The organism is Brevibacterium rongguiense, from assembly GCF_009857845.1.
GTDB classification, from domain to species: Bacteria; Actinomycetota; Actinomycetes; order Actinomycetales; family Brevibacteriaceae; genus Brevibacterium; species Brevibacterium rongguiense.
Window position 1 is genome coordinate 1 of the sequence record NZ_WWEQ01000165.1, and the last position, 254, is coordinate 254.

1 pseudogene is annotated in these 254 nt (G+C 66.1%); it reads right to left on the bottom strand.

From position 1 onward, the window contains the following. Nucleotides 1-127: 127 nt before the first annotated feature. A pseudogene (locus GSY69_RS13995) lies at nucleotides 128-254 on the bottom strand (IS481 family transposase); the annotation flags it as partial.

A 254-nucleotide genomic window follows, 5' to 3' on the forward strand; every position in this document is an offset into this window, starting at 1 on the left:
GAACCGTCAACGCCTGCACGAAGCTCTCGACTACCGCACGCCCGCCGAGGTCGAAGCGGCCTACGATCAATCCCAGGCGAGAGCCCTCGTCACCACATAAGCGCGGAACGAAACCCAGGGCGCTTCAAACCGTTGATGCCGCGATGCCCAGTTCGCCGGCGATCTGCACCGGCCCCAACCGCCTGCGCCACCGCGCTTTGACGATCTGCTTGACCACCGCAGGCGGGGTCTTGGTTGGCATCGAGTGGGGCCGG